This window comes from Acinetobacter sp. YH01009, from assembly GCF_013420765.1.
GTDB classification, from domain to species: Bacteria; Pseudomonadota; Gammaproteobacteria; order Pseudomonadales; family Moraxellaceae; genus Acinetobacter; species Acinetobacter amyesii.
In genome coordinates this window covers 524,844-548,408 of the sequence record NZ_VOYE01000001.1, presented here as the reverse complement: position 1 = coordinate 548,408, position 23,565 = coordinate 524,844, and the positions used below count along the sequence as shown (strand labels likewise).

Annotated in this window: 19 protein-coding genes and 1 pseudogene; 8 read left to right on the top strand and 12 right to left on the bottom strand. The window is 40.5% G+C overall.

What is annotated here, in order from left to right:
• Positions 1 to 92: 92 nt before the first annotated feature.
• Positions 93 to 1,121 carry a substrate-binding domain-containing protein gene (locus FTT76_RS02790; protein ID WP_180009604.1) on the bottom strand — a complete coding sequence of 343 codons (1,029 nt, stop codon included), beginning with the start codon at positions 1,119 to 1,121 and terminating at the stop codon, positions 93 to 95.
• A 409-nt stretch (positions 1,122 to 1,530) separates the two neighbouring features.
• On the opposite strand from FTT76_RS02790, the gene FTT76_RS02785 reads away from it, so the two are divergent.
• Entirely contained in the window at positions 1,531 to 2,556 is a 1,026-nt protein-coding gene (locus FTT76_RS02785; RefSeq protein ID WP_180009603.1) for a Rieske 2Fe-2S domain-containing protein, read from the top strand.
• A 389-nt stretch (positions 2,557 to 2,945) separates the two neighbouring features.
• Here FTT76_RS02785 and FTT76_RS02780 read toward each other — a convergent pair whose 3' ends face one another.
• Positions 2,946 to 4,478, bottom strand: a complete 1,533-nt coding sequence (locus tag FTT76_RS02780; protein WP_180007695.1) for an aspartate aminotransferase family protein — start codon at positions 4,476 to 4,478, stop codon at positions 2,946 to 2,948.
• A 3-nt stretch (positions 4,479 to 4,481) separates the two neighbouring features.
• Positions 4,482 to 5,855, bottom strand: a complete 1,374-nt coding sequence (locus FTT76_RS02775; RefSeq protein ID WP_180007694.1) for a diaminobutyrate--2-oxoglutarate transaminase — start codon at positions 5,853 to 5,855, stop codon at positions 4,482 to 4,484.
• Positions 5,856 to 6,339: 484 nt separating this feature from the next.
• Here FTT76_RS02775 and FTT76_RS02770 point away from each other — a divergent pair, with 484 nt between their 5' ends.
• From FTT76_RS02770 to arsH, 6 genes are all read left to right on the top strand, one after another.
• Positions 6,340 to 7,041 carry an SIMPL domain-containing protein gene (locus FTT76_RS02770; RefSeq protein WP_180007693.1) on the top strand — a complete coding sequence of 234 codons (702 nt, stop codon included), beginning with the start codon at positions 6,340 to 6,342 and terminating at the stop codon, positions 7,039 to 7,041.
• 265 nt (positions 7,042 to 7,306) lie between these two features.
• Positions 7,307 to 9,424, top strand: coding sequence for a TonB-dependent receptor family protein (locus FTT76_RS02765; RefSeq protein ID WP_373686524.1), 2,118 nt, complete (start codon positions 7,307 to 7,309; stop codon positions 9,422 to 9,424).
• Positions 9,425 to 9,537: 113 nt separating this feature from the next.
• The gene (locus tag FTT76_RS02760; RefSeq protein WP_180007691.1) at positions 9,538 to 9,867 is read left to right on the top strand and encodes a metalloregulator ArsR/SmtB family transcription factor; all 330 of its coding nucleotides are present in this window, start codon (positions 9,538 to 9,540) and stop codon (positions 9,865 to 9,867) included.
• Positions 9,864 to 10,337, top strand: a complete 474-nt coding sequence (locus FTT76_RS02755; protein ID WP_180007690.1) for an arsenate reductase ArsC — start codon at positions 9,864 to 9,866, stop codon at positions 10,335 to 10,337. Before FTT76_RS02760 ends, FTT76_RS02755 begins: the two co-directional genes overlap by 4 nt.
• On the top strand, positions 10,337 to 11,377 hold the full coding sequence (gene arsB, locus FTT76_RS02750; RefSeq protein WP_180007689.1) for an ACR3 family arsenite efflux transporter: 1,041 nt from the start codon (positions 10,337 to 10,339) through the stop codon (positions 11,375 to 11,377). The genes FTT76_RS02755 and arsB overlap by 1 nt, the downstream gene beginning before the upstream one ends.
• Position 11,378: 1 nt before the next feature.
• Positions 11,379 to 12,083, top strand: coding sequence for an arsenical resistance protein ArsH (gene arsH, locus FTT76_RS02745; RefSeq protein WP_078191860.1), 705 nt, complete (start codon positions 11,379 to 11,381; stop codon positions 12,081 to 12,083).
• Positions 12,084 to 12,140: 57 nt separating this feature from the next.
• On the opposite strand, the gene FTT76_RS02740 is transcribed toward arsH, so the two are convergent.
• The 4 genes from FTT76_RS02740 to FTT76_RS02725 all read right to left on the bottom strand — a co-directional run bounded on the left by FTT76_RS02740 (position 12,141) and on the right by FTT76_RS02725 (position 15,727).
• Positions 12,141 to 12,659 carry a GNAT family N-acetyltransferase gene (locus tag FTT76_RS02740; protein WP_180007688.1) on the bottom strand — a complete coding sequence of 173 codons (519 nt, stop codon included), beginning with the start codon at positions 12,657 to 12,659 and terminating at the stop codon, positions 12,141 to 12,143.
• A 91-nt stretch (positions 12,660 to 12,750) separates the two neighbouring features.
• Positions 12,751 to 13,884, bottom strand: coding sequence for a glutamate 5-kinase (gene proB, locus FTT76_RS02735; RefSeq protein WP_180007687.1), 1,134 nt, complete (start codon positions 13,882 to 13,884; stop codon positions 12,751 to 12,753).
• Positions 13,885 to 13,924: 40 nt separating this feature from the next.
• On the bottom strand, positions 13,925 to 15,139 hold the full coding sequence (cgtA, locus tag FTT76_RS02730; RefSeq protein WP_180007686.1) for an Obg family GTPase CgtA: 1,215 nt from the start codon (positions 15,137 to 15,139) through the stop codon (positions 13,925 to 13,927).
• Positions 15,140 to 15,352: 213 nt separating this feature from the next.
• Positions 15,353 to 15,727: a helix-turn-helix domain-containing protein gene (locus FTT76_RS02725; RefSeq protein WP_078191873.1), complete on the bottom strand. Its 375-nt coding sequence runs from the start codon at positions 15,725 to 15,727 to the stop codon at positions 15,353 to 15,355.
• Between the two features lie 115 nt (positions 15,728 to 15,842).
• On the opposite strand from FTT76_RS02725, the gene FTT76_RS02720 reads away from it, so the two are divergent.
• The gene (locus FTT76_RS02720) at positions 15,843 to 16,697 is read left to right on the top strand and encodes an SDR family oxidoreductase (protein WP_180007685.1); all 855 of its coding nucleotides are present in this window, start codon (positions 15,843 to 15,845) and stop codon (positions 16,695 to 16,697) included.
• Positions 16,698 to 16,754: 57 nt separating this feature from the next.
• Here the strand turns inward: FTT76_RS02720 and FTT76_RS02715 are convergent.
• The 5 genes and pseudogenes from FTT76_RS02715 to rarD all read right to left on the bottom strand — a co-directional run bounded on the left by FTT76_RS02715 (position 16,755) and on the right by rarD (position 23,450).
• Positions 16,755 to 17,435 (bottom strand): annotated as a pseudogene (locus FTT76_RS02715) (hypothetical protein).
• A gap of 3 nt (positions 17,436 to 17,438) precedes the next feature.
• Positions 17,439 to 18,140 (bottom strand): MFS transporter, encoded by a 702-nt coding sequence (locus tag FTT76_RS02710; protein WP_218947574.1) that lies wholly within the window; start codon positions 18,138 to 18,140, stop codon positions 17,439 to 17,441.
• A 311-nt stretch (positions 18,141 to 18,451) separates the two neighbouring features.
• On the bottom strand, positions 18,452 to 19,909 hold the full coding sequence (locus FTT76_RS02705) for a glyceraldehyde-3-phosphate dehydrogenase (RefSeq protein ID WP_180007683.1): 1,458 nt from the start codon (positions 19,907 to 19,909) through the stop codon (positions 18,452 to 18,454).
• A gap of 710 nt (positions 19,910 to 20,619) precedes the next feature.
• Entirely contained in the window at positions 20,620 to 22,299 is a 1,680-nt protein-coding gene (locus FTT76_RS02700; protein WP_180007682.1) for a hypothetical protein, read from the bottom strand.
• Positions 22,300 to 22,517: 218 nt separating this feature from the next.
• The gene (gene rarD / locus FTT76_RS02695; protein ID WP_078191878.1) at positions 22,518 to 23,450 is read right to left on the bottom strand and encodes an EamA family transporter RarD; all 933 of its coding nucleotides are present in this window, start codon (positions 23,448 to 23,450) and stop codon (positions 22,518 to 22,520) included.
• Between the last annotated feature and the right edge of the window lie 115 nt (positions 23,451 to 23,565).

Genomic DNA, 23,565 nt, shown 5'->3' with positions numbered 1-23,565 from the left:
TCCACTGTTTTTTCAAAAGCCCTTCTTGAAAAAACTGTTTCTTTGCAAAAAGCCAATGGCAGGTCGACCCTGCCATTGGCTATTTCCATACTTTATTTAACAGCCTTACCCGCTTTGAAGTTTGCAAGTACCGCAGCACGTTCTTTGTCAGACATTGAAATTAAGCCTGCTTTTTCTAGCTTAGAACCTTTACCTGATACTTTTTTACTTAGGAAGAATTCTGTGAACTCTTTTAAGCCTTTAATTGATTTTAAGTGCTCACCCTTTACATAGAAGAACAATGGACGAGATACTGGGTATGAACCATTCAGAATTGTTTTCTCAGATGGCGCTACATTATTCACTGTTGCTACACGTAACTTGTCACGGTTTTGGTCATAGAAACCTAGACCGAATACACCTACAGCGTTAGGTGAAGTTTTTAAGCGTGCCAATGTCTCTGTATAGTCGCCTGCGATTTCAATCACACGACCATCTTTACGGAATGTTGAACATGCTTTTTTCTGAGCATCTTTATCTAATTTTGCGAAAGCTTCATAAGTTTCACAGCCAGCATCGACCATTTTTTCTTGGAACACTTCACGTGTACCATGGTTTGATGCAGGAATAACTAAAGTGATTGCTTCGTTTGGTAAAGTTGGGTCGATTTGATTCCAACGTGTGTATGGGTTTGCAACCAATTTACCTTTTGAAGGTAATTCAGCAGCAAGTGCAGCAAATACGTGCTGTGGGCGAAGTTTGAATGCCGCTTTTTTCGCATTTGAAGCAAATACGATACCGTCATATCCAACTTTAATTTCTAAGATTTGGTTAACGCCTGCTTTTTTACATGCAGCCAATTCAGTACCTTTAATTTTACGAGATGCGTTTGCAACATCAATTGTGTTATCACCAACGCCATTACAGAATTGTTTCAAACCACCTGAAGTACCACCAGAACCTACAACAGGTGCTTTAAATTGTGGGAATGTATTACCAAACTCTTCTGCAACAATACTTGCATAAGGCAGTACAGTTGAAGAACCAGCAATTTGGATCGTGTCACGAGCTGCATTTGCAGTTGTAGCGACTGTTGCCCCAGTAGTGAGTACCATAGCAAGTGCGATATGATTTAAGCGCATTCTCATCTCTCTTTATTGATGCATTTATTGGAGTACGCCACTTTCTAATAAAGTCTTGTACTTTTTCGATATACGCATTTTGATTTTAGAGTATGACAGTTAGGTTACATCTTTATGACGCTTTTATGATAATTGATGATTGCACATTGATTTAAATATAATTCTTTATTTTTCAACATGTAATGAAATTTATCAAAGTATTGGTCTTATTTATTTCTACTTTGATATTCGTAAGAATTCATGTCCTTGTCATATTTTGTCTTATTTTCTTTTTTCAAATTTCCCCTCTTTTTCTGAATGATGCAGATTTGCATGTTCTATTTTTTATTTCCTCGTATTCCAATAATTGAAATTTCATTACATTTTTAGTTCGCTCAATATGCAAGTTTACATAAAAACAGAGCCTAAAATGACCAGTAAAGCCATTGCGACATTTAATCCGGACTTGCCTGTGCATATGACTTTTGAAGAACATGACTGGCACTTACTTGCAGAATTTTGGTATCCCATTGCACTCGCTCGAGACATTACAGAACAGCCTTATGGCACCATGCTTTTAGATATGCCGCTCGTCATTTATAAAATGGGAGAAGAACTGATTGTCGCTAAAGATGCCTGCCCTCACCGCGGCGTCCCACTCAGCTTAGGTAAAAATGATGGTCTAGGGGTAGTCTGCCGCTATCATGGCTTACGCTTTGGTGAACACGGTCATTGCAACCGCATCCCTGCACATCCTGAGCACAAAATTTCACCTCGCTTTAACTTACGTACTTATGCCGCTGTTGAGCGCTATGGACTGATATGGTGTTCGCTCACTGCCACTAAAGATGCTGCGCCAAACATTCCAGTCATGCCATATTGGGATGAAGCCGAGTTTCAGCAATTGGTGTGCCCAACGGTCGATTTTCAATGTTTTGCAGGCCGTCAGCTTGAAGGCTTTATTGATGTCGCGCATTTTGCTTGGGTACATCCTGATACCTTTGGCGACCCTGAAAATGTAGAAGTGCCTGACTATAAAACCACGGAAACAGCAACTGGCTTTAATGCAGACTATTGGAGCAGTGTTGGGCGCTACCCAATTGGATTAGAACAACGAGGACAAGATGGCTTTGAATGGCTACAGCATTTTGAGATTCATCTACCCTTTACTGCAACGCTCACCATACATTTTCCAAACGACAGCAAGCAAGTGATTATGAATGCGGCATCCCCCATGACTGCCCGCTCCACCCGTCTATTTGCTCCCATTTGCCGCAATTATGACAAAGACTTACCTGTCGAAGATGCTTATGACTTTAACCTGAAAATATTTGAAGAAGACCGTTTAGTCTCTGAATCGCAAAAGCCTGAATATTTACCCTTAGATTTAAGCATCGAAGCGCATTTCCCTGCGGACCGCAGTTCGAGTATGTACCGCAAACTGCTGCGTAAGTAAGGTTTTAGTCCATTATTTGCGGCATAACATCAATATCGTATTGCATTCACCTCACCCTAACCCTCTCCTACAAGGAGAGGGAAACTCCTTTACAAGCCTTCTATTGGTTATAAATATTAAGTGGTATCTCATTCATCAAATGATAAACATCAATGAATATCGCGACTGGCGACAGGGATGTCACTATAAGGTAATGGTCACATGGATGTACCTTTTCCCTGAGAAGGATTTTAGTTACTTTGATCCGTCAAAGTAAAAATCTGCCTACACAGTAAACTATCATCACTCAATGAAAAATTGTGGCCATGTAATAAATTAAGCGCCTTTTCATTTAAAACAAAAAAAAGGAGCTCAAATGAGCTCCTTCTTCTACAACTACAAAATGACAATTAGTCAATTGCAGGTGTATATGTACCGTCAGCGATTGGGCCTTTGATACGGTCAGCTTCTGCAAGCACCAGAGCAAGCAAATTCTTCACGTTGTCTAAAGTCGCTACTGGGCTTAAAGTCGTCATTTTCAAAGATTGAACCTGACCTACTTTAGTTACACCAATATTCGCTTCACCACGTGCAAACAATTCGTCTGCTACGTTTTGGTTCAATGTATCTAACAATTCAGCTGGGTAGCCTGCTGGCACTACACGGAACAATACCGATGCAAATTGCGGATCAACCAGCATTTCTAGACCGTCAGTTGCATTGATATAATCTGCAACATCACGTGTTAGACCTACACCATGGTCGATCATCGAACCATAAAGCTCTTCACCTAGCGCTTCAACCGTCATCCACAATTTCAACGCGTCAAAACGGCGAGTTGTTTGTAGTGACTTAGACACCAAGTTAGGAACCCCATGCTCTTCATCATAAGCAGAGTTTAAGTACTCAGCTTCATAATGCATGAAACGATAGTTCGCTTCATCTTTCAGCAAGAACGCACCACATGAAATCGTTTGGAAGTAATGCTTATGGAAATCAAGCGTTACCGAGTCAGACAGTTCAATACCGTCTAACATATCACGGTAATCATTCGATAAAATTAAAGCACCGCCCCATGCTGCGTCGATATGCATCCACGCGCCATATTTGTTGGTGATTGCACGAACTTCTTTCAATGGGTCAATTGCGCCTGCATCGGTTGTACCCGCAGTTGCAACTACACATGCGACGATTTTACCTTCAGCTTGAAGGTGCGCCATGGTTTTCTCAAGTGCATCCATGTCCATGCGTGCATTTGCATCTACAGGAACAGTCACTACAGATTGGAAGCCCATACCCATCATGGCCATGTTCTTTTGCACAGAGAAGTGTGCGTTTTCAGAACAGATCACTTTGACGTTACGCATTGCTTCCGCAGGTACGCCGTCACGCTGAACAGACCACGGTCTACCGTTTTCGTCTTTCCAGTTTTTAGCAATACATGCATCACGTGCAAGCAAAACGCCCATCAAGTTAGACTGCGTACCGCCAGAGGTGAATACACCTGCTTGACCTGCACCATAGCCAACTTTTTGGCGAAGCCAGTCAATTAACTGAACTTCCATCAATGAACCTGCAGGGCTTTGATCCCATGAGTCCATAGATTGGTTAGTCGCGTTAATGAGCACTTCAGCGATTTGGCTTGTTACCATTGTTGGGCAATGCAAGTGCGCTAAAGAATGTGGGTGATGTACTTTTAAGCTTTTGTTTAAGAAAAGCTCAACCATACGGTCTAGTGATTTTTGTACACCCATACCTTCTTTTGAAGGATTGAATGCAATTGCACTACGAAGCTCTTTAATGCTACCGCCGGTGTACATTTTGTCATTTTGCAACCATGCAGAAACGGCTTTTACCGCTTCGCCCATTGCTGACTGATAGTCAGCAATGGATTGTGCATCATTGCAAAATAACGCTTTACGATGTTCTGCAAAATCTACCATGACTTATGCGCCTCGGGTTGCAACAAGTGCTTCAGCAAGTGCTTTCTTGAAGCGAACGATCACTTCTTCACATTCAGCTTGGTTAATGATCAATGGGCAAAGTAAACGAATGACTGTACCGTTACGACCACCTTTTTCTAACAACAATTTGTTGTTGAAACATGCTGCTTGAATTGCTGCTGCCAATTGAGAATCACCTGGTAAAGAACCCATGTGATCTGCTTTTTGACGTTCATCAACAATCTCAACACCAATCATCAAACCACGACCACGCACGTTACCAATACATGGGAATTCTACAGCTAATTTTTTAATTTCAGCTTGTAAGAAATCACCACGCTCTTGTGCATTTTGAGCCAAGTTTTGTTCTTTGATGGTTTTGATGGTTGCAAGACCTGTACCCATTGCAAGTTGGTTACCACGGAATGTCCCCGTGTGACCTGCGGGTTGCCAAGCATCAAACTTACGTTTAATACCAAGCACAGCAAGCGGTAAACTACCACCAACTGCTTTAGACATCACCACAACATCAGGTTCGATACCCGCATGTTCAAAGGCAAACATTTTACCTGAACGTGCAAAGCCTGCTTGTACTTCATCAAGAATCAACACGATGTTGTGCTTTTCAGTCACTTCGCGGATTTTCTTTAACCATTTTACAGGTGCAGTCACTACACCGCCTTCGCCTTGGATTGCTTCCAAGATTACAGCTGCTGGCTTAGTTACACCACTTTCTACGTCTTCAATGAAGTTTTCGAAATAATACGTTAATGCATCAACACCCGCTTCACCACCAATGCCTAATGGGCAACGGTATTCATGCGGATACGGCATAAATTGAACACCCGGCATTAAGCCGTTCACAGCATTTTTAGCAGACAAGTTACCTGTCATAGCTAAAGAACCGTGAGTCATGCCATGGTAACCACCTGAGAAGCTGATTACTGAACAACGACCAGTGTAAGTTTTTGCTAATTTAATTGCTGCTTCTGTACCATCTGCACCAGATGGGCCACAGAACTGTAGACAATACTCTTCTTTACCACCAGGTAATTGCTCAAGTAGTGCTTCAGTAAAAGCATCTTTTAAAGGCGTTGTTAAATCCAAAGTATGCAATGGGAGGCCACTTGCAAGTGTGTCTTGGATACTTTGAATTACCGCAGGATGATTATGGCCTAATGCCAATGTTCCTGCCCCAGCTAAACAATCGAGGTACTCTGTACCTTCAACATCAGTAACCCAACAACCTAAAGCTTTTGCTATCGCAAGTGGAAGTTTACGCGGATAGCTACGAACATTGGATTCCATCTGGCTTTGGCGAGTCAAATAGTATTCGTTAGTAGAATTAGTGGCAGGGTTTACAGAAGAAACGCTCATATCGAATTACCATCTCTGATATGGGTTGAAAGAAATAAGTCGGGTGACTTGCGGTCCTTTGACTCGGTGCTTTATGAGTTTCTAGTTAGCTTTAAAAGCTCTTTGAGTATGGGCTAACTAGGAGGCGGATGATACAGACTTTTTCAAGAAAATAAATCACTTTTATGATCAAATAAAAAGATAATTTAGAGAAAAAACAGATCTATTCCATGGATATCTTGAATTATCATCTTACAGTGTGACAAAACAAAGAAAACCTTTTTATTTTATGCTTTTTTACAACTTATGAATGATTATTGTAATCTTCAATTATTTAAACAACTAAGTACTGATTATTTAAATAAATATTCATCAAACACTGCATTTATTTTTCTTGAAAGATTTACAATCCCACCACAGATTTTCCTTTAATCCATCACAATCCCCTTTTAAGATAAGGGCATAAGCTTAATTAGTCATTCTGAAAGAAGAATAGGTCATAACAATGCGTAAAATTATCTTATCTACTGTTTTATTAGCATCAGGTTTAGGTTTGGCAGCAGCAACTCAAGCAGCCGACCCACTCAATTACAACATCGTGAACATTCAAGCGGATGCCACTCGCCAAGTGTCGAATGACCAAATGCATGCCGTTTTATATATTGAAAAATCAAATAAACAACCGGCTGAACTTGCTACCCAAATCAACCAATTGATGACCCAAGCGGTGAACACAGCCCGTAAATACCCTGCGGTAAAAATCGAGACGGGATCTCAAAGCACCTACCCGATTTATGACAATGACAGTCGTAAATTGAAAGAATGGCGTGGTCGTGCCGAAGTGCGTTTAGAAAGTACAGACTTTAAAGCAGCTAGCCAATTGGTGAGCGAGTTACAACAAAATTTCCAAACGGAATCAATCAGTTTCAGCATTTCAGATGCGCAACGTAAAAAAGTTGAAAATGAACTGATGGTTGAAGCATCCAAAAACTTTCAACAACGTGCCCAAGCGCTCGCTCAGGCATGGAATAAATCAGGCTACAACTTAGTTAATATTAATTTAAATACCAGCAATTATGGTGGTCAGCCAGTTCCGCGTATGGCTATGATGAAAGCTGCAAGTGCCGATGCTATTCCTGAACAAGAAATGGCAGGTGGTGAATCTAAAATCACGGTCAGTGCAAATGGCTCTATCCAGTTCAAATAATTAAATTCACTTTAAGAAACCGTGCTTTAGCACGGTTTTTTTGATTATAAATTCCACCTATTCTTTATTTAAATTAAAAAGTCTATTAGCTTAATCAAATTCATAGTTTTAAATGATAATCATCCTTATTTAAATTTATCGCTCTCAAGATTATGATACGCGCTCTCTCTCCATTGCTCACACTTTTATGTATAGTTCAAGCAAAAAATCTCTAAAGCTTCAAAATTTCCCGCTATTACCGCTGAGTATTGCCGTAGGTATAAGCATGGTTGCCACTATGGCTTCTGCTGCTGAAAATACAGAGATAGTACAAGCAGATGTTTTACCGACCATCACCATTGAAACTCAAGGGAACTGGCTGGAAAACGCCAATGAAAAGAAGGTGCAAAAGCATGCCGGTGCGCGGACCATTATTGACCGTAAACGCTTAAACGAAAGCGCAGCAACATCTCTAAAAGATGCGTTACGCCAAGTTCCCGGTGTTCAGGTTCAAGAAAATAATGGTACTGGCGGTAGCGATGTATCATTAAACATCGGCGTTCGTGGATTAACTTCTCGCCTCTCTCCACGTTCAACTGTGTTGATCGATGGCATACCAATGTCATTTGCACCGTATGGCCAACCACAGCTTTCGATGGCGCCTGTCTCTTTAGGAAATATAGAATCTGTTGATGTAGTCCGTGGTGCAGGTTCTGTCCGTTTTGGGCCACAAAATGTCGGCGGTATTATCAACTTTGCCACACGTAGCATTCCTGAAGACTTTAAAGGTACCGTGGCATTAAACTCTGAATATGCAACAGGTACAGATCAGGTAAAATTAGGTCCTAGCCTGTTTGTTGGTGGAACATTAGATAATGGTTTAGGTCTTGCCTTACTTTATTCAGGCACTAAAGGCAACGGTTATCGTGAAGCGAACAATAAAAATGACATTGATGATGTCATGTTAAAAACCGCTTATGACATCACTGATCAGGATAAAATCGCATTAAATTTCCATCACTACGATGGTACAGGTGAAATGCCTGAAGGTTTAAGCGCTGCTGAATTCGAAGTAAATCCATATCAAACGTCGCATTATCGTGACTTTTTCACTGGCCGTCGTTCAGATGTATCCCTACGTTATACACATAAAGACGACACGAACAACTTTGAACTTTTAAGTTATTACATCGATTCATTCCGTACCAGCAACCTTGAATCTACTTTAGCCAATGGCAATCATCGCTTAGATACCTCACCACGTGATTATAAAGTCTTTGCCATTGAGCCACGTTATTCACGTAGCTATAGCTTAGGAAGTACGCTGAATGAAGTGACTGTCGGTTACCGTTATATGGACGAAGAGAGCACCGAGTTCGCAGGCCGTACTGAATACGCAGCAGATGCAGAACCTGGTCAGTTTATAGCACGTACCCGTAGTGCGGGTGGCACCAAAGCACACGCTGCTTATATCGATAACCGTATAGAACTGGGTAAATGGAATATTACACCCGGCGTTCGTTTTGAATCGATTGATACGCAAAACAGTTTTAGTGCCTATAAAAATGGCGTATTACAAAATACTGTTCATCCATCAATCCAATCAGATGAATTTTTGCCAAGTTTAGCTATCCTGTATAAAGCAACAGGCCATTGGAATTTCTTTGCCAATGCCAGTGTCTCTTTTGGTCCACAGCAATATAACCAATTAGCAACAACGCAAGGCACTACAGCGGTCACCACCTTAGATGGCTTACATCCTGAAAAATCTTATAACTATGAAATTGGTACCAAATATTTAGGCAATGGTTTGAGTGCTGAATTGACTGCGTTTTATCTAGATTTTGACAAAGAACTGATTTTAGAACGTGATGCTGCAAACAATGGCATTTGGACTGACCTCGGTGCTACAAGTCATAAAGGGATCGAAACCGGTTTTAGCTATGACTTTGGACATTTAGCTGAAAATCTCGAAGGCTTAAAAGCCTATGGTAATTACACCTATACCAAAGCGGTTGCTGAAGCAGGTAACTTTAAAGGTAAAGATTTGCCATTCTACTCACAAAATGTCGCAAACTTTGGCTTAGGCTATAAATATGATGCTTGGTCAATCAATGCCGACATGTATGCACAATCTAAACAGCGTGCCCCAGGTAACCAAGATTCTGGCATCTACCAAACTGAAGAAACGGCAAATGGTAAACTAGGCGATATTCCAGGCTATTCAACTTTTGCTGTGCGTACAGGCTATGACTTTGGCGGTTCGCTACAAGGGGTTAGAGTTGCTGCTGGTATTAAGAATGTCTTTGATAAACAGTATTTCACCCGTTCATCAGATGCAACAGGTGGTAAATATATTGGTCAGCCACGTACTTTCTTCTTACAAACTTCATTCGACTTTTAAACTGATCTAAATATAAAAATCCCACCAAGTGTGGGATTTTTATTGAAGAAAACATATGGACATCCATATATTCACATGTAAATATATATGAAAATCCATATATACAGATAAACATGGAACAGACTGAATTTTTCAAATTACTTGCAGATGAGACTCGTCTGAACATCATCATGCTGTTGGCATGTAAAGGTGAACTCTGCGTCTGCGAACTCACCGAGTCCCTTGAATTAAGCCAACCCAAAATTTCGCGCCATCTAGCGCTACTACGGTCATCTAGTGTTTTGAGTGATCAACGCAAAGGTCAATGGATCTATTACTCCATTCACCCTGCACTGCCTACTTGGTGTACACAAATACTTGATGTCATGCGTCACCAAGAACGATTTAAAAATCTCGATTTAAACTCTCCGAAAGGCACTACAACATTGTGTGAAACGCTATGAATTTTTTATTTCTATGTACTGGCAATAGCTGCCGCAGCATTTTATCCGAAGTACTTTTTAACCATCGTGCCCCTGAAGGTTTCCATGCCTATAGCGCAGGTAGTAAACCTTCAGGACAAGTCCACCCGTTTACCTTGAAAACCCTACAAAACCTCAATCTACCGACTGAGGGTTTGTCGAGTAAAACCATCGCAGCATGTGAACAATATCAACCCGATGTGGTAATTACCGTCTGTGGTTCTGCCGCTCAAGAAGCTTGCCCAATTTACTTAGGCTCTGCCATCAAAGCCCACTGGGGCTTAGAAGATCCTTCCCATTTAGAGCTTGTAGATGAAATAAAACTTGCAGCATTTCTTGATACCGTGGCGCATATTAACCGCCGTTTAGATGCTTTATTTGCACTCGATTTTACGCAATTAAGTCGTGAAGAACTCAACCTAGAAATCCAAAAAATTTCAGAGATCCAATAATGGCTGCTGCAAAACTGTCATTTCTAGACCGCAATCTAACGCTATGGATTTTTATCGCAATGGGGCTAGGCATTGCGATTGGCGTCTATATTCCAAGTGCTTCAAGAGCTTTAAATCAACTCAATATCGGTGATGTCAATATTGCGATTGCCATTGGTTTAATCCTGATGATGTATCCGCCTTTGGCCAAAGTGGATTACAAAGCGCTGCCTGAAGTGTTTAAAGATAAACGTACCTTATACCTATCACTGGTTCAAAATTGGTTAATCGCACCTTGCCTGATGTTTATTTTGGCGATCGTGTTTTTACAACACTACCCTGAATACATGACCGGTTTGATTCTGATTGGTTTAGCACGTTGCATTGCGATGGTTCTGGTTTGGAATGATCTCGCTTGTGGGGATAACCAATACGTAGCGGCTTTAGTGGCCTTTAACAGTATTTTCCAAATTGCATTTTTTAGTACCTACGCATGGTTCTTTTTGAGTTTTTTACCGCCTTATTTTGGTATAGAAGCACAAGTGATCCAAGTCAGCTTTTGGACCATCACACATGCAGTATTGGTGTATCTAGGTATTCCCTTCCTGCTCGGTTTCCTGACGCGTGCCATATTGGTAAAACAAAAAGGTCTGGCTTGGTATAAAAATCAATTTATACCCAAAATCAGCCCCATCAGTTTAATGGCATTACTCTTTACCATTGTGGTGATGTTTAGCCTCAAAGGTGCAGATGTCTTGAGCCTTCCAATGGATGTACTGCGTATTGGCATTCCCCTCACGATCTACTTTGTGGTGATGTTTTTCATTAGCTTTTTGATGAGCAAATGGATGGGTAATAATTACGCCAAAACCACTGCCATATCCTTTACCGCAGCGGGTAATAATTTTGAACTTGCCCTCGCTGTTGCCATCGCCACCTTTGGTATTGCATCTCCGATTGCATTTACCACGATTATTGGCCCATTGGTTGAAGTCCCTGTGCTAATTGCATTAGTGAGTGTATCGCTATGGTTAAAACGAAAATGGTATAAAGAGAACTAAAATGAAGCTCCCCAATATTCAACTAGATCTACTTGAAACACCGCGTTTTGAACAAGTTCAAGCTAAAGCACTTGAACATCCGCCACGCATTCTGCTGCTATATGGCTCTAACCGTGAACGCTCATTTAGCCGTTTAACGGTATTGGAGGCGGGTCGAATCCTTGAACATTTTGGTGCAGAAGTCAAAATCTTTCATCCTAAAGGTCTTCCTCTGCCTGAAGATGCTGAAACATCCCATCCTAAAGTTCAGGAATTACATGAATTACTTGCATGGTCTGAAGGCATGGTTTGGTGTTCGCCAGAACGACATGGTGCGATGAGCTCTATATTGAAAGCACAAATTGATTGGATTCCTTTAGCTGCAGGTGCCATTCGTGCTACTCAAGGTAAAACGCTGGCGTTAATGCAAGTCAGTGGTGGTTCGCAATCTTTTAATGCTGTTAACCAAATGCGCATCCTTGGGCGTTGGATGCGGATGATCACGATTCCAAATCAATCTTCCGTTGCGAAAGCATTTTTAGAGTTTGATGAAAATGATCGCATGAAACCTTCCTCCTATTACACTCGCATTGTCGATGTGATGGAGGAATTATATAAATTTACCCTACTCACACGTGGTCAATCTGCCTACCTCACAGATCGCTATTCTGAACGAGTTGAAAGTGCGGAAGAACTCTCTAAACGAGTTAATCAAAAGAACCTTTAATGAAAAACTCCTGCATCTGTGCAGGAGTTTTTGTCTAAAATATCCATCCGTTTCAACTTAAACTAATAATTTATAAAATAATGTCGTTGAATCTATTGTACTTGTATGGCTCAATGCAAATTGCGGAATGATCCCAGCTTTTATAAAGTTAAATTTTTCATATAGCTTTTCAGAGACATCGCCTGTACGCGTATCAAGTACAAGTAATTTCAAGTTCAAATGTTTTGCTTGATCTTCTGCAAGTGTGAATAGTTGATGAGCAATGCCTTTTTGACGTGCCTTTGGATGCACCATAAGTTTTTCAATCTCAGCAGGATGCAGTGCATTGGCTTTGGTGGCACGAACCAATTGTACTGTGCCCACAATTTCACCGCTTTGTAGCGCCGCCCACAAAAAGGTTTTATGCTTTTGAATATCCTTTGTCACAGCAGACCAATATTCATCATAGTGCGACTTAGATTCTTTAGCTAAAAAACCCAGTGATGCACCATCTTGCACGCATTGTGCCAATAATTCACACAGTTGAGCCTGCTCATCTTTTAGATCTTGAATGTTTAAATATTGAATTTCGCTCATATTCTTCTCCTCTTATTACTATTTTTATCGCTATATTCAAATGACATGCCATAAAAAATCCCGCTCGGAAGCAGGATTTTGATCTTTCAATTTAGTAAATTGACATATGATTGCGATGGATCATTTCAAGTGATCGGGCTTCCCCTAAAACTTGATGAACTTTATCGGAGGCCAAACCTTTGACGATTTCTGCCGAACGTGAACTGAAGTTTACACGACCAACGGCAACACGATGACCTTGTGTATCGACACATTCCACCACATCACCACGTTCAAAATGCCCTTCAACTGCTTTCACACCGACAGGTAATAAACTGCGGTGATTATCACGAATGGCTTTGACTGCACCATCATCTATCACTAAACGACCAGCTGTTTGTAAATGTGCAGCTAACCATTGTTGATGGGCTGTGACACGATCATTGTCCGTAATGAATAAGGTACCGAGTAATTCACCGGCCATCACACGTGAAAGTACATTGTCGCTATCGCCGCTCGCAATCACTGTTGGACAACCTGACTTGGCTGCCAAACGTGCCGCACGAACTTTGGTCAACATACCGCCACGACCGAATTTACCGCCGCCGCCAGCCATATCGAATAATGATTCATCCATTGCACGTACTGTATGGAACAGTTTTGCATCTGGATTGGAACGAGGGTCTGAGTCAAACATGCCTTCTTGGTCAGTTAGAATCACCAAAAGGTCTGCATGAACCTGTCCAGCCACCATCGCAGCCAAAGTATCGTTATCGCCAAAGCGGATTTCGTCAGTCGACACTGTGTCATTTTCATTGATCACAGGAATCACACGCCAATCAATCAAATGCTGCAAGGCATCACAAGAGTTTAAATAACGACGACGGTCAGCCAAATCATCATGGGTTAATAAAACTTGAGCTGTACGAATAGAACATTGTTCTAAAACGCTTGACCAAGTATGTATTAAACCCATTTGTCCAATGGCTGCGCAAGCCTGAAGACTGGGTAGATCTGTGGGTCGGCTGTCCAGATTCATTCGAACCATCCCTTCAGCCACAGCACCGGAAGACACAAGAATGATCTCGTGCCCTGCATTGTGTAGTTCTGCAATTTGTCCCGCCCAATGCGAGATTGCATCCAGATCTAACCCTTTTCCGTTTGCTGTGAGTAGTGATGATCCGATTTTAACAACGATACGTTTACAACCCTTGAGCTGACGTTGCCCATCTACCACTTCTATCATCTTGTCCTCAGACTTGTTTGCTTTGACACTTATTCAGCAATTAACGTACGTAGTACGATTCTGCCTCATCATCACCGTCTTCAAATTCATCATCAAAGTCTTCACCTTGACCTGCCAGACGTTGTTGACGACGCATTTCACGATATGCTTCTTTCGCAGCAAGCGTTTGCTCACGTGTTTCAACTTCAAGCTGATCACGGAACGCTTTAACTTCTGCAGCATATTCAGGATCTTCAGTTTCGCGTTCGCGCTGTTCTTCAATTTGATCCATCAGGTAGTACACAACGTCTTTAGTACCTTCAAATGTTAAACCTGAAGTTTTGAATACAGGGCCTTTCCACTGCAACTCTTCGAGAATGTGATCACACCATTCATCACGCGTTTCAGCCGCCAATTGGTCTACTTTATTGAGTACCAATACAACAGGTAATTTTGAAAGCGTTGGGGAGAATTTTTTCAACTCTTCCAAAATTGCTTTTGCATTGTACGCAGGGTCAGAACCATCAATCGGTTGAACATCTACGATGTGTAATAAAATACGTGTACGTGCCAAGTGTTTCAGGAATCGAATACCTAGACCTGCACCTTCTGCAGCACCTTCGATTAGACCCGGAATATCCGCCATTACAAATGAGCGGTGACTATCGGCATCAACCACACCTAGGTTTGGCACCATAGTGGTAAATGGATAATCTGCAACTTTTGGTTTTGCTGCTGAAACTGCACGGATAAAGGTTGATTTACCTGCATTTGGCATACCCAACAAACCAACGTCTGCGAGTACTTTTAATTCAAGACGAATTTCACGATATTCGCCTTTTGAGCCGTGTGTACATTTACGTGGAGAACGGTTGGTTGAAGATTTGAAGTGAGTATTACCCAAACCACCTTCACCACCTGCTGCCACTAACACACGCTGACCGTCAGCCACTAAGTCGCCGATGATATCGCCAGATTCTGTATCTACAATTGTTGTGCCCACTGGAACGAGCAATACGGTATCTTCACCGCCACGGCCTGAGCAGTTCGCTCCACGACCATTTTTAGCACGTTCTGCACGGAATTTACGTGTATAACGATAATCTACTAGGGTACTTGTGTCGTTGTCGGCTTGAACGTATACGTTACCGCCACGACCACCATCACCACCATCTGGACCACCAAATGGTACGAATTTTTCACGGCGAAAACTGGCTACGCCATTGCCACCGTCGCCAGCCTCTACGGTAATGACTGCTTCATCAACAAAGCGCATGTTTGCCAATCCTCTAAAAACTTTAAAACCGCTTATTCTGCCATATTTTAAAGAATTTCTCGAACAATATTATTCAGCAATACTATAAATTTCATTCATCTTGGTGCTGATGCAAATTTTTAGGAAAATCCGCACATCGCTCGAAAATCTTTAGCTCATCATCAAAATAGCTTTGATAAATAGCAAACGAATTTCACTCCCCATTTCTGAAAGCTATTTACGTGCATTTTCCTTGGCTTCAATAATTTCAGGCAATGTTCGTTCAACCCAACCAATCAGATGCATTAACTTTTCTGCAGCCTGTGAGCCCATTAAAGTCAGTTGATATTCAACTTTGGGTGGCACGACTGGATAGACTGTCCGTAAGATAAAACCATCTTGCTCGAGCATTTTCAGCGTTTGAGCCAGCATCTTTTCGCTCACCCCTTCGATCCGCTGCTTAAGTTCACTAAAACGGTGTACCCCTTCAGTCAAACAACGCAAAACTAATACTGACCATTTATTGGTGAGATGTTCCAATATTTCTCTAGATGGACAGTCCGTGGATAAAACTTGACCTAATAATTTACTTGTAGCGTATGTGTTCATTAAATCTTTCCTCAAAGTCACTAACTTACTTTTTGGTACGTACTTACATTTAGTAAGTTAACAGATTAAGATTCAACCATCAAGATCATTGATTCAACAATCAGAGGGTTTAAATATGAAAATCGCAATTACAGGTGCAACAGGTCAACTAGGCCAATTGGTCCTTCAATTTTTATTGAAAGAAACCGCGGCCGAAAACATCATCGCTTTAGTTCGATCACCAGAAAAAGCAGCATCTCTACAAGCTCAAGGCATCGAACTTCGTCATTTTGACTATGATCAACCAGATACACTTGTTCCTGCACTACAAGGTGTCGATAAATTATTACTCATTTCTGCCAATGAAATTGGTCGGCGTACTCCACAACACAAAGCCGTAATTGATGCTGCAGTAGAAGCGAAAGTTCCATATCTTGCTTATACCAGCCTGTTACGTGCAGATACGTCACCATTGGGTTTATCTCAAGAACATCGTGAAACAGAAAGTCTGATTCAAGCTAGTGGTTTAACCTATACCTTCTTACGAAATAACTGGTATGTCGAAAACTATCTTGCTGCTGCAGGACATGTGGTGGAAACAGGTACCTTATTTGGTGCAGCAAAGGATGGGAAAATTAATGCAGCGACCCGTGCTGACTATGCTGAAGCAGCTGCAAAAGTACTTACAAGCTCTGGTCATGAGAATAAAACCTATGAACTTGCAAGCTCAGACAGTTTCACATTGGCACAGCTTGCTGAAACCCTACAGCAAGTTTCAGGTCAAAATGTTCACTATCAAAATCTAACTACAGAAGACTATACACAAGGTCTATTACAAGCTGGATTACCTGCTGGTCTTGTAGATGTGATCGTCGATGCCGATATCAATAGCATTGACGGTGCGATGCAAAGTGATCGTAAGGACTTGGAACAGTTACTCGGTCACCCAACTACTTCTCTACGTAGTGCTGTTGAAGCTGCTTTAAAATAAGATTGAACCCACAAAAAAGCCCGAATTGATTCGGGCTTTTTTTGAGTTGAATCATGCTTATGGATGTACATTTTTTATCGGCAAATCCATATTCATATCTAAATTTGCCTTGGTATTACGCTCTGCGTTGTACATCGTGGCATTAAAGGTTGCAATTTTTCGCATGGTCATCGGGTCATTCAGTTTTAGCTGTGGTGCAAACTGATGTACCACATGCAAATCAACTTTTTCATTAAACTCAAAATACACAGGGCCATTAAAATTAATTCGAATAGGAATGTTATAGGTTCTTTTCAAATGAAAAGGCACATCTAACTTGACAGGAATGTCCATTTTTAAGGGAAATTTCGGCACAAGTTTATTTTTAATCACCAAATCTGTGGTCGCCTCAAGCGGCATCGTCTGGTTAATTTGAATATTGGTGGAATAATCAATATCCACTGAGATCGGAACCTCTACACTAAACTGCAAATCTGCCAGATATTTTCCCTTTAAGGGCAGTTACAGCTTCCGATCTAAAGCAATCTGCGTATCCAACGTCCCGATGGACTGCGTTTGCAAATAATTGCCAACGGAAATTTTGGTGGGTAGTGAATGCGACAATTGAATATCTGCATTTTTTGCACGTACTTGCATCGACGCATAAATATTTAAATACAACCAAAATAGTACCGCAACCAACAATGCAACTGCGATAAAACTCAAAATGATACGCTTCGCCGATTGAAATATCCACATGGCTTACTCCTGAGCTTTCGCTTCAGTTTTGGCATGCTCTCTATTGAGTCGCATTGTTTTTAGTGGAATCACCAATTCACCCTTTTTAATTTGAACGGGCAACGTATTTTGTACGTCCACTGTCGCTTTCAATGCCGTTTTAATTGGAACATTCAAATTACCTTCAATAGGAATGTTGGTTTTTAAATTTGCATTGAGTGGAATATGCAGGTTTTCTTTCAGCACGGTTTTGACTGGCGCATCAAATTTTAAATGTACTTTTTGCTCCAAAGGCACATTCATATTTACTGAAATATCCAATTGTATCGGGATATCACCTTTGAGTGGCAATGTCACATCCTGCCCCATGACTCTGACTTTCACTTTGGTATTCACAGGAAGGTTTTGATTCACTTTCAAAGTTTCACGCACTGGAATCGTGGTCTTGATCGGGACTTGATTATCAAAATACACCCGTGGTGTCAGCGTTTGAGTTAAGGGAATATTTAAATTTTCATGTATCGGAATTTCAGCATTCACCCGCCCTGTCACATCCACATCCAAGGCATCATGAATTTTGACTTCGGCTTGTAATGGCTCTTGTAGGTCGATATTGACGTTTTGATTTTCTAGTGGGATATAAATATTAAAGTGCTTAAACACCCAAATGGCGATGAGTACACCACAGAGTGCAGCAAACACAATAAATGCCAATCCACTGAGCATGTGCTTTGCTTGCAAACTAAATTCCTTTTGCTTTTTATTTTTTACAGTCTCATTTTGAACACATTATACAAACCAGTTTGCAATTTTTTTGTATTTAATTCTTTAATAATTTCATTAACTTAAAACTTGAACATTTTAGTCAGCTTTTCATTATAAACGACTCACACTCATCTAACAGTGGCAGAAAAAACAAGAACTTTTGATGCTTATGATCAATCCATTCGTCATCTATGCCTTAAGTTTTTAACCCATACTCTTTAGATAAAAAAAGAGCCTCAAAAGAGGCTCTTTTTTTAGATGACTTCTACAAATTATGCATTTGTTTCAGCAGGAACTTTTGGATAGCTTACGCCGCCCATTTGTTCAGCAATGCGAAGTACCTGGCAGCTATAACCTACTTCGTTATCATACCAAACGTAGCAAGTTAAACGGTTGCCTGAAGTGATGGTCGCTTGAGCGTCGAATACACCTGCAGTACGAGAACCGATAAAGTCAGAAGATACAACTTCAGTCGAGTTTGTATAACCGATTTGACCTTGAAGGTTAGAATTGATTGAGATTTGGCGAATGTATTCATTTACTTCATCACGATCAACTTCTTTGTCTAAAGTCAGGTTCAGAATTGCAAGAGATACGTTTGGTGTAGGAACACGTACAGAGTTACCAGTCAACTTGCCTTTCAGTGCAGGAAGTGCTTTCGCAACCGCTTTAGCAGCACCAGTTTCAGTGATTACCATGTTTAAAGTAGCAGCACGACCACGACGGTCAGCTTTATGGTAGTTGTCGATCAAGTTTTGGTCGTTTGTGAACGAGTGAACTGTTTCAACGTGACCATTGATCACTGTGTACTTGTCATTTAACACTTTAAGTGTTGGTGTGATCGCGTTTGTTGTACAGCTTGCAGCAGAGATGATTGTATCTTCATCAAGGATGTCAGCTTGGTTCACACCGTATACAACGTTCTTCATGTCACCTTTACCAGGTGCAGTTAGAATTACACGTGCAGCGCCAGCGCATTTAAGGTGCTGTGCAAGACCTTCAGAATCACGCCATTTACCTGTGTTATCGATTACAAGTGCATTGTTAATACCGTAAGCAGTGTAATCAACTTCAGATGGGTTAGACGCATAGATCACTTTGATGAAGTTACCGTTAGCAATGATTGCTTCGTTTTCTTCATCAACAGAAATCGTACCTGCGAATGGACCATGAATAGAGTCACGACGTAACAAAGACGCACGTTTTTCTAAGTCACCGTCAGATGATTTACGAACAACGATTGCTTTAAGGTTAAGGCCACGACCTAGACCAGATTGGCTGATCATCAAACGTGCAAGGATACGACCGATACGACCGAAACCGTAAAGAACAACATCACGGTTTTCAACGTTAGTTGCATTGCCTTCAAGTGATTTCACAGCGTCAGCAACGAATGCGTCAACATCACCGCCTTTTTCTTTGAACTCAACAGCAAGTTTGCCAAGATCAATTTCAGCAGTACCGATGTTTTCGATTTTTGCCAAAGCTTCAAGAATTGGGAAAGTGTTCACAACTGAAAGTTCAACGTCAAGTACGCGAGTACGACGATGCGCTTTAAGAATTTGGATAACCGAACGGTTAATTAAAGAACGACCGTATACTGTAGCTACGATGTTTTTTTCACGATATAACTGACCCACTAGGGCAATCATACGTTCCGCGATTTCTTCACGGTTTTTCCAGCGACCTTGGTGCTCTGCATGTAGGGCAACGATAGTGTCTTTGCTCACAGATACGTCCTCTAATTAATTGTAAATCTAAGCATAAATTTCAAAACCCCACAATTGTAATGGAAAACTGAAAATTAATGAATCTAAAAGCAGATTTCGACAAGGTTATTTTGTTATATATTCACTATCAATTTTCAAAATAATCATGATTAGTATTATGATTTTATAGCCGAAAGTTGAAAAACTGGCTTTTTCGCAGATTTTTGTCACAAAATTTCAAATGTAGTTTTATCAACCAGATCTCTGCATATTTAGCTCAAAGATGCACGAATATTTATATTTTTCAAATTGTGGTGTTTTTTATTTTGGTCAATTTATTGTATTTTTACTGATGTTAAGCTCGTAATAATAATTTCACATTTTTAAATGATTTTTAAGAATATTCGACGGAGTCTTACATCTGAGGTTTCAATAAAGGGTTTAGCCTTCAGCTGGAGGTACTCTTACGAAACGTTGTTTCTCATTTGGCAAAATGAGAAACAACGTTTCGTAAGGAAACCATCTTGCGGACAATGCTCCTCACCGCAAAACTCGTTCACTACCGTCAATTTATTCAAAGTATTGCAAAAACATTTTTTATTAGAAGTAACACTGTATCAGACAATTGCGGATAACATTACCGCGTATCGTTCTTTTATTTGAATCAAATTACGCCTCTAATGTTACTGCCTAACATTAGTTTTAAAGTCAGATCAATATTTAAAATTCTGTTAATTTTTCAGATTCTCAGCAAACTTTTCCAAATTAAAATCAAAGAAATTTACACTCAGCTCTAATATTTTCGGTAGTGCATTTAAACCATTCTCTCCAGCACTAATCGCAAAATATCTCCGATCACTAAAAGACTGCACCTTTAAGGCATTTTCACATGGCTCAAAATCAAGATTGACGAGCTGTGGCGCATGTTCCTTCAGCAGCATTAAAACCTGAATATAAGTCTGGCGCTTTTTTTGCTGCTGCGCTTTTAAAGTATCGGCTTCAAGGCTTTCATAATCCCCTGTTTTCGTCATGCGTTTGGAAAATCCAACATGCGCGCCATGGGCACCCGTATTTTCTACAGTTGCTTCTGTAGCAAAGATTTTCTGTTGATCCTCGTTCGGCTGCAAGAGCGCTTTCAACGCCGTATGAATTTGCTGTGACTGCTGTTGATGTAACTCCCACTCATCTTCGTTTTGAACATGAAAAATGTGCGTCCGCCGTTTCAACAAAAGCACCTGCCAAGCCTGTAGTTGAAGTCGCAGTCGTTTTAACTCCAAACTCGCCTCAAACTTCGGGCAGCTACTTAAGACGTTTAGACTCGTGATGAGCTTCTGAGATATTTGCATGCTATAGAAAAATACAAAGTCATGCTGTATCTGCTCATTCAGTTGATATTGAACAGTCTGATGCAATGGCTTCAAAATCAATGCATCGAACTGCTGCTCAAAAGCAGGTAAAACCGTCGCCAATTGTTGAGTGGCATCCTCTACATGCAGCATCAAAAGTAGATGCTTATCTAACCGTGTATGTAATTGCTGCATTAAATTTTGTAGATCTAAATGTATAAAACCTGCAATGGATGCCAACTTTGAGACTCGAAATTTTAATTGTTCGATCTGCTGATTCTCTAAAGCAGTATTTAAATCTATGGCCACCCCATTAAAAATTTCGTCTGCTAAGGCATCATTATGCTTTGTCGATAAAAACCGAGTTGCTGAATACTGCGTCGTCCAATCTAAATCAGGCGACAAAATATAAATAAACTCAGATGTTTGTACAATTTGTAAATATCGCGTTTTTTGTTCACACTTTAAATAATATTTAAAAATCGGATGTTGCCAAACCTCAGATGATTTTGGGATAGTGGCATCAAAAACTTGCCCCAATAGATGTGACTTTAAGAAAATTTCGATCAAGAAAATTTTGACTTGCTGGGCAGTGAGTTCACGTGCATCACTCGGCGCAAGCAAATCCATTTCACGAATGATTTGTGCGGCATTTAAAATGAAATGCCGATGTAATACGTTTTTTTCATACTGTAATTCAAAATCTTCTTCTGCATCTATTTTATTGATATAGAGTAGGTTTTCTTCTAATTTTCGCGCAATTTGATTACTCATTGTCAATATTCGAAGTTCTTCGAGCTGTGTTGCCAAATACTGTGCATGCTCACGCATGACATCATATTTTAGTACTTTCATCAGCATGCCCAAATTCATCGGTGCATCTCTTTGATACGACTGTGATGAAGACTCCCAACGAATACCTTTTTGCGATAACACCTGCTGTATCTGTGCTAAATTGGATTGATCAAGATCAGTGCATACTTCAGATACAATACTCCGCCAATGCTGATCCAACACAGGCTCTAGCTGTAAAAGTTTAGCGCTTTGATGAAATGGGACAACCACTGACTGCTTCCTGTATCTTGGTTCTTTAATCGATCTTTTATCGATTTCAGTTTATTTTTATCTAAAATAAATATTTTTGTACACCATCATTCAATGCTGTTCTTCCTAAACAATAAATTGAATCATGGCGTGTTTTAGTTTTCTAAGTTTAAGATTTTATTAAAAAACAGCAAGCATTAATTGTAAACTGATCAATTTATCGTACCAGCATTTTCAGTCTAAGAATCGATTCGATCATTTAACGCTTTTACATTTTTTGCTAGCGCACGTTCATTTTGCTTTTGTTTAAACAGATGCAAGACACCTTCTATCACTAATAACAATACCGCACCCCAAATTGGAATATAGGTCAGCCATTCTTCGGCTTCTACTCGCTCCCCCAATGCGATGGATGCAAAAGCTAACAACACGGGTTCTAAATAACTCAACAAACCAAAAATCACAAATGGCAAATAACGACTCGCCAACATATAGCTACCTAAGCCAAGCGCACTCAGAAAACCCAGTCCTAAAACCGCCAAAATCAGATACGGGAATAACGACATCAGCGCTAAACTATCGCTATGAATAAATCCTAAATAAAAGGCTACAGGCAAAATTAAGCAAAGATCCCACCAAAAACCACCTAAATGATCGGTTTTAAAGGTACGACGTAAAAAGAAATAAATCGGATAAGCCACAGCGACATAGACAGTTTCCCACGCGATACTGCCAATACGCCAAATTTCGTGGCCGACCCCTAAAATTGCCAATGCCACGGCAGCCATCTGCCATTTAGACAGCTTTTCTTTATACAGTACACATCCAACCAGAACCATCACTAAGGGCAATAGAAAATACCCTAAAGATACTTCTAGCCCTCGGCCATTAATTGGTCCCCACAAAAACAACCAAAGCTGTGTAGTACATAAAAATGAACTAATGATTAACCAAATGAGAAAGATCGGTTGCTTGACCACACGCCAAAAAATTTCACTGACTTTGTTTAAATCTTTCATCCACCACATAAATAAGGTTAAAAATGGCAAGGTCGCCAACATGCGCCATGCAAAAGTTTGCTCGCTATCTAGAGGTTTTAAAAAGATGGTAAAGAAATACAAAATACCAAAAGTGACCGATGCCAATACAGACAATGCAACGCCTTTATACATCTTCCACTCCAGTCCAAAATACACCATAAATTTGATATTTTGCTTGATCAATCAAGCTTTTCGCAGAGACATTCTAGCAAATAAAAAACCATGCACAGGCATGGTTTTTTAGCAT

Excerpts from the sequence above, each read along its gene's own strand:
- rarD (WP_078191878.1), bottom strand. The coding sequence starts at position 23,450 with ATGTATAAAGGCGTTGCATTGTCTGTATTGGCATCGGTCACTTTTGGT.
- FTT76_RS02740 (WP_180007688.1), bottom strand. The coding sequence starts at position 12,659 with ATGAGCGAAATTCAATATTTAAACATTCAAGATCTAAAAGATGAGCAG.
- FTT76_RS02725 (WP_078191873.1), bottom strand. The coding sequence starts at position 15,727 with ATGAACACATACGCTACAAGTAAATTATTAGGTCAAGTTTTATCCACG.
- arsH (WP_078191860.1), top strand. The coding sequence starts at position 11,379 with ATGAAGCTCCCCAATATTCAACTAGATCTACTTGAAACACCGCGTTTT.
- FTT76_RS02780 (WP_180007695.1), bottom strand. The coding sequence starts at position 4,478 with ATGGTAGATTTTGCAGAACATCGTAAAGCGTTATTTTGCAATGATGCA.
- FTT76_RS02755 (WP_180007690.1), top strand. The coding sequence starts at position 9,864 with ATGAATTTTTTATTTCTATGTACTGGCAATAGCTGCCGCAGCATTTTA.
- FTT76_RS02760 (WP_180007691.1), top strand. The coding sequence starts at position 9,538 with ATGGAACAGACTGAATTTTTCAAATTACTTGCAGATGAGACTCGTCTG.
- cgtA (WP_180007686.1), bottom strand. The coding sequence starts at position 15,139 with ATGCGCTTTGTTGATGAAGCAGTCATTACCGTAGAGGCTGGCGACGGT.
- FTT76_RS02720 (WP_180007685.1), top strand. The coding sequence starts at position 15,843 with ATGAAAATCGCAATTACAGGTGCAACAGGTCAACTAGGCCAATTGGTC.
- FTT76_RS02790 (WP_180009604.1), bottom strand. The coding sequence starts at position 1,121 with ATGCGCTTAAATCATATCGCACTTGCTATGGTACTCACTACTGGGGCA.
- FTT76_RS02765 (WP_373686524.1), top strand. The coding sequence starts at position 7,307 with ATGGTTGCCACTATGGCTTCTGCTGCTGAAAATACAGAGATAGTACAA.
- FTT76_RS02770 (WP_180007693.1), top strand. The coding sequence starts at position 6,340 with ATGCGTAAAATTATCTTATCTACTGTTTTATTAGCATCAGGTTTAGGT.
- arsB (WP_180007689.1), top strand. The coding sequence starts at position 10,337 with ATGGCTGCTGCAAAACTGTCATTTCTAGACCGCAATCTAACGCTATGG.
- proB (WP_180007687.1), bottom strand. The coding sequence starts at position 13,884 with ATGATAGAAGTGGTAGATGGGCAACGTCAGCTCAAGGGTTGTAAACGT.
- FTT76_RS02710 (WP_218947574.1), bottom strand. The coding sequence starts at position 18,140 with ATGCTCAGTGGATTGGCATTTATTGTGTTTGCTGCACTCTGTGGTGTA.
- FTT76_RS02785 (WP_180009603.1), top strand. The coding sequence starts at position 1,531 with ATGACCAGTAAAGCCATTGCGACATTTAATCCGGACTTGCCTGTGCAT.
- FTT76_RS02775 (WP_180007694.1), bottom strand. The coding sequence starts at position 5,855 with ATGAGCGTTTCTTCTGTAAACCCTGCCACTAATTCTACTAACGAATAC.